The sequence below is a fragment of the Cyanobium gracile UHCC 0139 genome, from assembly GCF_034931325.1.
Classification (GTDB): domain Bacteria; phylum Cyanobacteriota; class Cyanobacteriia; order PCC-6307; family Cyanobiaceae; genus Cyanobium; species Cyanobium gracile_B.
Genome location: NZ_JAYGHX010000017.1, coordinates 1 through 9,265 on the forward strand (window position 1 = coordinate 1; position 9,265 = coordinate 9,265).

Below are 9,265 nucleotides of genomic sequence, written 5' to 3' on the forward strand. Positions count from 1 at the left end.
TGGGGGCAGCCCACCAGCTCCAGATCAGAACAACCCTGAAAAGCCACGTGGTCCCGCCAGAACGGTCTTGGTCGGCGCTGCGGTCTGGACCGGGGGCTGGGCTGATCAACCGGCCAGACTGGGTTGCAGGGCTGCCTGGCCGCCAGAGCGACGCCACCCGTGACGTCGGAGGGCTTCCAAGCGAACGCTGCTGCGATCGAGCACCGTGCGGGAGCCCTTAGGTGGGCCGGTGACGTCCCCTGTAGCCCTTCCGCCAGTTGCAGTGGCCTGCTCTTGAACCTCATGACCTCCGAAGATCCATCCCTAGCGCTGTGGACGACTCAGGCCCAAGGGGAAACGGGGGCCAGGCGCACGGGAACTCCCACCAATGGACAGAAAAAAGCCGCGATGGTTCGCGGCTTGGGGGGATGGGTTGGGAGGAAAAGCTGACCGACGACTCAGAACAGACCCAGGGTGAGGGACTTGTCGATCGGAAGGCAGGCGCCGATGCCCAGGTAGATGGTGAAGAAGGTGCCGAACAGGAAAGCGCCCATGGCCACCGGGCGGCGGAACGGGTTCTGGAATTTGTTGAAGCTCTCGATGAACGGGATGAGCATCAGGCCCAGGGGGATCATGGTCTGCAGGGCGATGCCCAGCAGCTTGTTGGGGACGACCCGAAGGATCTGGAACACCGGGTAGAGGTACCACTCGGGCAGGATCTCCAGCGGCGTGGCGAAGGGATCGGCCCGATCACCCAGCATCGCCGGATCCAGAACGGCCAGGCCGACGAGGCAGGCGATCGTCCCGAGGATCACCACCGGGAAGATGTAGAGGAGGTCGTTGGGCCAGGCCGGCTCACCGTAGTAGTTGTGGCCCATGCCCTTGGCCAGCTTGGCCCGCAGCTTGGGATCGGTGAGGTCAGGCTTCTTGAGGATGTGCATGGGGAGAGCTCGGAGCGCTGGTGACCAGTAGGGGAAGGCTAAGGGGAAGAACGGGGTTCAGAGCGGGCCGGAGATGCCCTGCTTACGGATCATCAGGAAGTGGATCAGCATGAACACCGCCAGCAACCAGGGCAGAACGAAGGTGTGGAGGCTATAGAAGCGGGTCAGGGTGGACTGGCCGACGCTCTCGCCACCGCGGAGCAGCTCAACCATGAAGTCGCCGACAACGGGCACGGCGGCAGGCACGCCACTGACGATCTTGACGGCCCAGTAGCCGACCTGGTCCCAGGGGAGGGAGTAGCCGGTGACGCCGAACGAGACGGTGATCACGGCCATGGTGACGCCGGTGACCCAGGTGAGCTCACGGGGACGCTTGAAGCCGCCGGTGAGATACACCCGGAAAACGTGCAGGATCAGCATCAGCACCATCATGCTGGCGCTCCAGCGATGGACCGAGCGGATCAGCCAGCCGAAGCTGACGTCGGTCATCAGGTACTGGACCGAGCTGTAGGCCTCCACCACCGTGGGCTTGTAGTAGAAGGTCATCGCGAACCCGGTGGCGAACTGGATCAGAAAGCACACCAGGGTGATGCCGCCCAGGCAATAGAAGATATTGACGTGGGGGGGGACGTACTTGGCGGAGATATCGTCGGCAATGGCCTGGATCTCCAGGCGCTCCTCGAACCAGTCATAGATCGGGGACGACTTGGCGCCGGTGGACGAGTTCGCCATGCAGCGTGGGGCTTGGGTTGCGAGAGTCTACCGATCGTTCTGACCCCCCCGTGAGAGACCCGGCCCGCCGCTCCCTGCCGGCTCAATGGTTTGCAACAGGGCTGCTGAGCCGCCTGGCGCCCCTCCAGCTCCTGGTGGGGACAGGGCTGTGCCTGCTGTTGTGCCTGCCGCTCGGCATGCCCTCAGCGGCGCTGGCGCTCAACGATGCCCAGCAGCTGGTGGTGGAGGCCTGGCGACTGGTGAACCAGAGCTACGTCGATCCGGCGCAGCTGGAGGCGGTGCAGTGGCGGCGCCTGCGCCAGAAGACCCTGGAGCAGCCGATCAGCAGCTCGCTGCAGGCGTACGAGGCGATCGAGGCGATGCTGGCCCCCATCGACGACCCCTACACCCGGATGCTGCGACCGGAGGAGTTCACCACGCTGCGCTCCAGCACCAAGGGGCGGGTGACGGGTGTGGGCCTGCAACTGGGCCGGCGGGCGGGAGACCAGCGGATCGTGGTGATCGCCCCCCTCGACGCCTCCCCCGCCGCCGACGCCGGGATCGTCTCCGGCACCGAGATCCTGCGGGTGAACGGCACACCGGCCGAGGAACTGGGGCTGGAGGGCACCGCCGCCCACCTGCGGGGACCCGCCGGCAGCGACGTGCTCGTGGCCCTGCGCACGCCGTCGGGACAGGAGAGCGAGGTGCTGCTGGATCGCCGCGAGGTGGATCTGCAGCCGGTGCGCAGCCACCGCCTGATCAGCGAGGGCCACAGCCTCGGTTATCTGCGGATCACCCAGTTCAGCGAGCCGGTGCCCCAGCAGGTGCGCTCTGCCCTGGCCGCCCTGACCGCCCCTGGTGGCAGCGGGCCGATCGAGGGGCTGATTCTGGATCTGCGCAACAACTCGGGGGGTCTGGTGGCCGCCGGGCTTGCCGTGGCCGACGGGCTGCTCGACGGGGATCCGATCGTGGAGACCCAGGACAGGGGCGGCATCGCCGACCGGCAGCAGGCGGCTGCCGGCCAGCTCTATGGCGGCCCCATGCTCACCCTGGTGAACGCCGGCACGGCCAGCGCCAGCGAGATCCTCGCCGGGGCGCTTCAGGACAGCGGCCGCTCGCGCCTGGCCGGCAGCCGCACCTTCGGCAAGGGGCTGATCCAGACTCTGATCAGCCTGAGTGACGGCAGCGGCCTGGCGGTGACCGTGGCCCGCTACCTCACCCCCAGCGGTCGCGACATCCAGAACCAGGGCATTGAGCCGGACGTGCGGCTGCCCGAGCCGGAGCCGCTGGAGCCCGATGGGGAGCAGGACACCTGGCTGCAGGACGCGGCCGGGCTGCTGGTCGCCGGTCTCTCGGCTCCGGCCCCATGAGCCAGCGCACTTACCACGATCCGCTCCATGGGGCGATCCGCCTGGATCGCCAGGACCCGGCCGAGTCCCTGGCGATCGACCTGATCGACACCGCTCCCTTCCAGCGGCTGCGTCGCATCCGCCAACTGGGGCCCGCCTTCCTCACCTTCCACGGGGCGGAATCCAGCCGCTTCACCCATTCCCTCGGGGTGCTGGCGGTGGCGCGGCTGGCCCTGCAGCAGCTGGAGCGGCTCGATCCCTCCCTGGCCCGGCACCGGGACGTGCTCTATGCCGCCGCGCTGCTGCACGACGTGGGCCACGGGCCCCTCAGCCACTCCGGCGAGGAGATGTTCGGCCTGCGGCATGAGACCTGGTCGGGGCGGCTGATCCGCGACCATCCCGCCCTGCGGGACCGCCTCGATGACGGGGCCCCGGGCCGGGCCGCCCTGGTGGCCGACCTGCTGGAGCACGGCCGTCACCCGAGCCGGGCCATCAAGGCGCTGGTGAGCAGCCAGCTTGACTGCGACCGGCTCGACTACCTGCTGCGCGACAGCTACAGCACCGGCACCCGCTACGGCCAGCTGGATCTGGAGCGGATCCTCGCCAGCCTCACCCTGGCGCCCGACGGGGATCTGGCCCTCCACCCCCGCGGCCTGATGGCGGTGGAGCACTACCTGGTGGTGCGCCATCTGATGTACCGGAGCGTCTACAACCACCGGCTCAACATCGTCTGCAACTGGCTGCTCAATCGGGTGATCAGCGTGGCCCGCAGGCTCGGCCCTGACCTGGTCTGGGCGGACGCCACCATGGCCCGCTGGCTCTGGGACCGGGACCATCTCGATCTGGACAGCTACCTGGCCAACGACGACATCCGCACGGGCTACCACCTGGTGCGCTGGCGGGAGGAGGGTCCCGAGGAGCTGGCCGATCCCTGCGGGCGGCTGCTGGAGCGGCGCCTGCCCAAGGCCACCGACGTCAGCGACCTCTCCCCGGCCGGCCGGATCGAACTGCTGGCGGTGGCGCGGGGGCTCTGCGAACGCGCTGGGCTGGTGGCGGAAGGCTGCTGCGCCCTGGAGCAGCGTCAGAGCCGGGGTTATCACCCCTACTCCGGGGGCCTGCGGCTCTGGGACGGCCAGCGGCTGCAGGCCCTCGAGCAGCGCTCGCCGCTGGTGGCCAGCCTGTGCCAGACGGTCGACATGGCCTGGCTGATCCATCCGGCCCGGGTCAGCGACGCGCTGCGGGCGGCCCTGGCGGTGCGGCGGCAGGACGACGCTGGCCGGCGGGACCTCTAGGTTCGCTGCACCGCAGGGCATCGTCGTGGCAGCCGCACTGATCCAGGCGATCGATGGCCAGCAGCCCCACCTGCTGCGGTTGCCGGCCCAGGAGGGGTCCGCCAGTGCCCTTGAGGAGGTGCGCTACGTCCTCGGCAGCAGCCTGCCGCCGCCAGGCCCCGTGGTGCTGGAGGCGGGTCGCTGGCTGCTGCGGCTGCCGGACCTGCGCCAGCTGCAGGAGCTGCTGGCTGCCCTGCAGCTGGAGCTGGTGCGCGTCGCCAGCCACCGGCCGGAAACCCTGGTGGCCGCCGCCGCCCTTGGCCTCGACACCGATCCGGGGCCGTCGCGGCCGGCGCCACCCGCCGCGGCAGCGGGGGCACCGGCGCCCGATCTGCTCGTTCACCGCGGCACCCTGCGCGCCGGCGACCATCTGCAGGGGGAGGGTTCGGTGCTGCTGCTGGGGGATGTGAACCCCGGCGCCCGGATCAGCGCCGCCGGCAACGTGCTGGTGTGGGGGCGGCTGCGGGGCGTCGCCCATGCCGGTGTCACCGGAAACCGGGAGGCGCGCATCGTGGCCCTGCAGCTGCGACCCCTGCAACTGCGCATCGCCGATGTGGTGGCCCGGGGACCCGAGGGCCTGCCACCGCCCGGGCTGGCCGAGCGGGCCCAGCTGGTGGACGGGGAGATCAGGATCGATCCGGCGGCGCCGGACTTCAGCGGTTGAGAGGAGATCAGCGGTTGATCAGGCCAAAGGCTCCAAGCCCGCCGGCCACCGCCATGAACCACAGCGGCGAGATCCGGGTGCGCAGCATCAGCACACAGACCAGCAGGGACACCACCACCCCGGGGGCATTGGTGTCGGCGGTCTGGAGGATCTTGACCCCCACGGCGAACAGGATGCCGAGGGTGATGGGGCCCAGGCCCCGCTCGAAGGCCACCCGCCAGGGGGACTGCCGCAGCCGGTTCCAGCTCAGGCAGGCCACCGCCATCAGCAGGGTGGACGGCAGCAGGATGGCGATCTCGGCGCCGTAGGCACTCAGCAGGGCCCAGCCGGGGCCCTCGGGCCAGCCGGCCCCCATGCCGAGCAGCCCCACGATCATGGAACTCGGGCCGGGGGCCGCCTCGGCCAGGGCGTAGATGTCGGCGAACTGGGAGGGCCGCAGCCAGCAGTACTGGACGACGCTGAGGTGGTGGTACTCGGTCAGCAGGGTGTTGCCGCCCCCCAGGGAGAACAGGGAAAGGCCGAGAAAGGTGCCCATCACCTGCAACAGGTGGCCGAGATCGTTCAGCCGCATGGGGGCGCAGCTGGCCGCCTCAGCGGCGGCCGTGAGCAGAAGCAGCGGCATCAGCGTGGCTCCCGGGCCGGGGGCCTGGAACGGGACGGCCGCGGCCAGTACCAGGCCATCGCCAGGGGGCCGGCCACCATCACCACGGGTACCAGGCGGACATGGAAGAACGTCATCAGCACGAAGGTGACCGCCGCCAGCAGCAGGGCCACCGGATCCTTCCAGTACTCATCAAGGATCTTGAAGCCCATCGACAGGGCCATCCCCGCCGCCGCCGCCACCACCCCCGCCAGCACCCGATCGAGGGCGGGCAGAGTGTGGAACTGGAAATACAGCAGCCCGATCCCCATCAGCAGGGTGAAGGGGACCAGCAGCATGCCGGCCAGCGCCGCCAGGGCCCCGGGCAGGCCGCGGAAGAAGGTGCCGACGTAGACGGCCATGTTGATCTGGTTCGGACCGGGGAAGAGCCGGGCCACGGTGAGTCCGGTGAGGAACTCCTCGTTGCTCATCCAGCGGCGCTGCTCGACGATGATTCGCTGGCTCCAGGCCGAGAGGCCGCCGCCGAAGGCGGACAGGGCCACCATCAGCATGCCGGTGAACAGCTGCCCCAGCCCGGGGGGAGCAGCCGGCGGGGCGGGGGCGGGGGACTCAGTCATGGACGAAATGGGGATCCGGAGGCAATTCCCCTTCCTCGTGATACTTGGGGTCGAGGGGATCGGGGGCGTTGTACTTCTCGGCGTTCTCCCAGTCGGTCTCGAACATCTGCCGCAGCCGCGCCACCACTTCGGGGGCATCGCTCTCGATGCCCAGTTCGCGACGCAGATCGAAGGCGCTGCGGTCGATGTTCATCGAGCCGGTCTGGGCAAAGGCCCCATCCACCAGGATCAGCTTCGCGTGCAGCTTGGGCCGCTGCTGCCTGCGCACCTTGACGCCGAAGCGCTGCATCACCCGCAGCGAGGAGAAGGTGTCGTAGATGTCCCAGTCGCTGATGCCGTGCTTGCCGCCGCACAACACCCGTACCTTCACCCCCCGTTCCCGGGCGCTGATGATCCGCTCGAGGATCACCGCATCGACGAACTTGGGGTGCTGGATCCAGAGCGTGCGGGTGGCGGCATCGACGATGCGAGCCATCTGACCGCGGCTGTGGGCGCTGCTCCACACCAGCCCCACCCCCAGATCGGGCTGAAAGAAGACGCGCTGCCAGTCAGCCTCGAAACCGGCGGTCACCTGGGCCACCACGGCCGGGTTGTAGGTGAGCACCCCGTAGTCGCGAGTCTCGGTGAAATACTTGTCAGACAGGTTGAAGGTAGCCACCAGGGCGGTGTGGCGGTCGACCACCATTGATTTCTCGTGGGTCACCGGGAAGGCCTCGCTGGTCCAGGCGGTCTCAATGCCCCAGCCCTGGAGGCGGGCGAAGGCCTCATCGTTCCAGCGGTCGCCGCCGGAGGTGTGGGGGTTGAGCATGACCCGCACCTCCACCCCCCGCTCGCGGGCCCGCCGCAAGGCCTCCTCCACCGCCACCGACTGCAGCTTGAACTGCTTGAGCAGCAGCTGCTCACTGGCGGTCTCGATCAGCGCGACCACCGCATCCACACCATCGTCGGGCATCACCAGCAGCCGCTGGGGCCGGTGGGGGGCAGTGGTCATCGCAAGGTGGAGGGGATGGGCCTTTCTAGCGGCAGTTCAGGGCCTTGGCACAGCCGTTCCGCCGGGTGGGATTAGCCTGCCGCGACGCCCGTGGACGCCGTGACGTCAGCACCCGCCCGCATCATTCTCATCTGCTCCGGCAAGGGGGGCGTCGGCAAGACGACGCTCACCGCCAACCTGGGGATCGCCCTGGCCCGGCTGGGGGAGCGCACCGTGGTGCTCGATGCCGATTTCGGCCTGCGCAACCTCGATCTGCTGCTCGGCCTGGAGAACCGCATCGTCTATACGGCCCAGGAGGTGCTGGCCGAAACCTGCCGGCTGGAGCAGGCCCTGGTGAAGCACAAGCAGGAACCGAATCTCGCCCTGCTGCCCGCCGGCAATCCCCGGATGCTCGAGTGGCTCACCCCCGAGGACATGCAGCGCATCGTGGCCATGGTGGCGGAGCGGGCCGACTACGTGCTGATCGATTGCCCGGCGGGGATCGAGGACGGCTTCAAGAACGCCGCCGCCGCGGCCCGTGAGGCGATAGTAATCACCACGCCGGAAGTCTCGGCCGTGCGGGATGCCGACCGGGTGATCGGCCTTCTCAACACCCGGGGCGTGGCACCGGTGCAGCTGGTGCTCAACCGGGTGCGGCCCCGCATGATGGCCAGCCAGGAGATGCTGGGCGTCGATGACGTGACCGACATCCTGGCCCTGCCCCTGGTGGGCCTGGTGGTGGAGGACGAGCAGGTGATCGTGTCCACCAACCGGGGGGAACCGCTCACCCTCAACGGCAACGGATCCCCCGCCGCGAAGGCCTACCAGAACATCGCCCGGCGCCTGCGGGGCGAGGACGTTCCCCTGGAGGATCCCTCCAAGGCCCGCAGGGGCCTGCGCGCCCGGCTGATGAACAAGATCCGCAAAACCACCGGTCTCTTCTGAGCACCATGACCCTGTTCGATTTCCTCCAACGGTTGCTGGGGCGCCAGAAACCCAGTGGGACCATGGCCAAGGAGCGGCTGCAGCTGGTGCTGGCCCACGACCGCAGCGATCTCAACCCCGAGCTGCTCGAGCAGATGCGCCGCGAGATCCTCGAGGTGGTGCAGCGCTACGTGGAGATCGACCTGGAGGAAGGGGACGTGAGCCTGGAGACCGAGGACCGGGTCACCGCCCTGGTGGCCAACCTGCCGATCAAGCGGGCCCGGCCCCTGCCGGCCCTGGTGGCGGCGGCCGCCGCCGTGGGCATGGCCCAGGCCCCCAACCCCGAAGCCCCGCAGGAGCTGGCCGTTCCCCAGGCCAGCGAACCGACCGAGGAGCCCTCTCCCGCCGATCCGGACTGAGGCGGCCCGGTCCGGGCGACCGCCGGCGGGAATCCTGCAGGCAGTGCAGCGATGGCGGGCCTTGGCCGAAGCGTTCCCGGTGGCGATCACCCCGGCGGAACAGCGGGTTCTCGACCTGCTGCGCCGGGGCGACAGCAACCGCCACATCGCCGCCCAGCTGGTGCTGAGTCCGCGCACGGTGGAGAGCCACGTCTCCCACCTGCTGGCCAAGACCGGCTGCCACAGCCGCACCCAGCTGCTGCTCTGGGCCCTGGCCCAGGGATAGGCTGGGCCGGGCCAAAGGCCCATGCCGGCTTAGCTCAGTGGTAGAGCAGCGCTTTTGTAAAGCGAAGGCCATCGGTTCAAATCCGTTAGCCGGCTTGCCTGGGATGGGCGCCGCCACCGCCCTTACCATCGGCCCAGCACAGCGCACGGGAGGCCATGGCGTGCCACACCTGGCTGGCGGGAGGGCTCATCAGCCTGGCAGGGGCCTTGGCCCAGGTCCCACCAGGCCCGCCACCGCCGCTGCCGCCGGCCCGATCCGGTGCCGAGATCCTGGGCCGTCCCGGCATCCGCACCCGCTACGGGGATCCCGGCGGGCCCTCGCCAGCGGCCGGGGCCAAAACCCTCCCGGCCGTCGGTCCACCGGAGCGCCCCCTGACGGTTCCCGTCAACGAACGGGTGGATTTCACCCCGACCATGGAGGAGGGCCCCTTCCAGCGACCCACCCTGCGGGGCCTGTTCCGCTGGGACCTGCAGCCCCCCACCTCCCGCTGAGGG

The 9,265-nt window shown here is 69.5% G+C and carries 12 protein-coding genes and 1 tRNA gene; 8 read left to right on the plus strand and 5 right to left on the minus strand.

All coding sequences use genetic code 11. The features are described from left to right. Positions 1-437: 437 nt before the first annotated feature. The gene (gene petD, locus VB738_RS16065; protein WP_323306701.1) at positions 438-920 is read right to left on the minus strand and encodes a cytochrome b6-f complex subunit IV; all 483 of its coding nucleotides are present in this window, start codon (positions 918-920) and stop codon (positions 438-440) included. Between the two features lie 57 nt (positions 921-977). Beyond that, on the minus strand, positions 978-1,652 hold the full coding sequence (gene petB, locus VB738_RS16070; protein WP_015109205.1) for a cytochrome b6: 675 nt from the start codon (positions 1,650-1,652) through the stop codon (positions 978-980). Positions 1,653-1,702: 50 nt separating this feature from the next. Between petB and ctpZ the strand changes: the two genes are divergently transcribed. The 3 genes from ctpZ to VB738_RS16085 are packed head-to-tail and all read left to right on the plus strand — an operon-like array spanning position 1,703 to position 4,975. After that, positions 1,703-3,001 (plus strand): carboxyl-terminal processing protease CtpZ, encoded by a 1,299-nt coding sequence (ctpZ, locus tag VB738_RS16075; RefSeq protein WP_416233194.1) that lies wholly within the window; start codon positions 1,703-1,705, stop codon positions 2,999-3,001. Then, complete coding sequence (locus VB738_RS16080) at positions 2,998-4,272, plus strand: HD domain-containing protein (RefSeq protein ID WP_323306702.1); 1,275 nt, start codon at positions 2,998-3,000, stop codon at positions 4,270-4,272. The genes ctpZ and VB738_RS16080 overlap by 4 nt, the downstream gene beginning before the upstream one ends. A 25-nt stretch (positions 4,273-4,297) precedes the next feature. After that, positions 4,298-4,975: a septum site-determining protein MinC gene (locus VB738_RS16085; RefSeq protein WP_323306703.1), complete on the plus strand. Its 678-nt coding sequence runs from the start codon at positions 4,298-4,300 to the stop codon at positions 4,973-4,975. 7 nt (positions 4,976-4,982) lie between these two features. Here the strand turns inward: VB738_RS16085 and VB738_RS16090 are convergent, their stop codons facing one another. From VB738_RS16090 to VB738_RS16100, 3 genes are read right to left on the minus strand one after another with little or no spacing between them, the layout of a single operon-like run. Beyond that, positions 4,983-5,597 carry a chromate transporter gene (locus VB738_RS16090; RefSeq protein WP_323306704.1) on the minus strand — a complete coding sequence of 205 codons (615 nt, stop codon included), beginning with the start codon at positions 5,595-5,597 and terminating at the stop codon, positions 4,983-4,985. After that, positions 5,597-6,193, minus strand: a complete 597-nt coding sequence (locus VB738_RS16095; protein WP_323306705.1) for a chromate transporter — start codon at positions 6,191-6,193, stop codon at positions 5,597-5,599. The genes VB738_RS16090 and VB738_RS16095 overlap by 1 nt, the downstream gene beginning before the upstream one ends. Next, positions 6,186-7,184 carry a phospholipase D-like domain-containing protein gene (locus VB738_RS16100; RefSeq protein ID WP_323306706.1) on the minus strand — a complete coding sequence of 333 codons (999 nt, stop codon included), beginning with the start codon at positions 7,182-7,184 and terminating at the stop codon, positions 6,186-6,188. Before VB738_RS16100 ends, VB738_RS16095 begins: the two co-directional genes overlap by 8 nt. A gap of 90 nt (positions 7,185-7,274) precedes the next feature. Between VB738_RS16100 and minD the strand changes: the two genes are divergently transcribed. From minD to VB738_RS16125, 5 genes are all read left to right on the plus strand, one after another. Continuing rightward, positions 7,275-8,108 (plus strand): septum site-determining protein MinD, encoded by an 834-nt coding sequence (minD, locus tag VB738_RS16105; protein ID WP_416233195.1) that lies wholly within the window; start codon positions 7,275-7,277, stop codon positions 8,106-8,108. A gap of 5 nt (positions 8,109-8,113) precedes the next feature. Beyond that, positions 8,114-8,506: a cell division topological specificity factor MinE gene (gene minE, locus VB738_RS16110; RefSeq protein ID WP_323306708.1), complete on the plus strand. Its 393-nt coding sequence runs from the start codon at positions 8,114-8,116 to the stop codon at positions 8,504-8,506. Between the two features lie 61 nt (positions 8,507-8,567). Further along, positions 8,568-8,771: a helix-turn-helix transcriptional regulator gene (locus VB738_RS16115; protein WP_323306709.1), complete on the plus strand. Its 204-nt coding sequence runs from the start codon at positions 8,568-8,570 to the stop codon at positions 8,769-8,771. A 23-nt stretch (positions 8,772-8,794) separates the two neighbouring features. Further along, positions 8,795-8,866 (plus strand) — tRNA-Thr (locus VB738_RS16120). Positions 8,867-8,926: 60 nt separating this feature from the next. Next, entirely contained in the window at positions 8,927-9,262 is a 336-nt protein-coding gene (locus VB738_RS16125) for a hypothetical protein (protein WP_323306710.1), read from the plus strand. Positions 9,263-9,265 lie beyond the last annotated feature (3 nt).

Coding starts and splice junctions, on each gene's coding strand:
- VB738_RS16125 (WP_323306710.1), top strand. CDS start 8,927: ATGGCGTGCCACACCTGGCTGGCGGGAGGGCTCATCAGCCTGGCAGGG.
- VB738_RS16100 (WP_323306706.1), bottom strand. CDS start 7,184: ATGACCACTGCCCCCCACCGGCCCCAGCGGCTGCTGGTGATGCCCGAC.
- petD (WP_323306701.1), bottom strand. CDS start 920: ATGCACATCCTCAAGAAGCCTGACCTCACCGATCCCAAGCTGCGGGCC.
- VB738_RS16095 (WP_323306705.1), bottom strand. CDS start 6,193: ATGACTGAGTCCCCCGCCCCCGCCCCGCCGGCTGCTCCCCCCGGGCTG.
- minE (WP_323306708.1), top strand. CDS start 8,114: ATGACCCTGTTCGATTTCCTCCAACGGTTGCTGGGGCGCCAGAAACCC.
- VB738_RS16080 (WP_323306702.1), top strand. CDS start 2,998: ATGAGCCAGCGCACTTACCACGATCCGCTCCATGGGGCGATCCGCCTG.
- VB738_RS16090 (WP_323306704.1), bottom strand. CDS start 5,597: ATGCCGCTGCTTCTGCTCACGGCCGCCGCTGAGGCGGCCAGCTGCGCC.
- petB (WP_015109205.1), bottom strand. CDS start 1,652: ATGGCGAACTCGTCCACCGGCGCCAAGTCGTCCCCGATCTATGACTGG.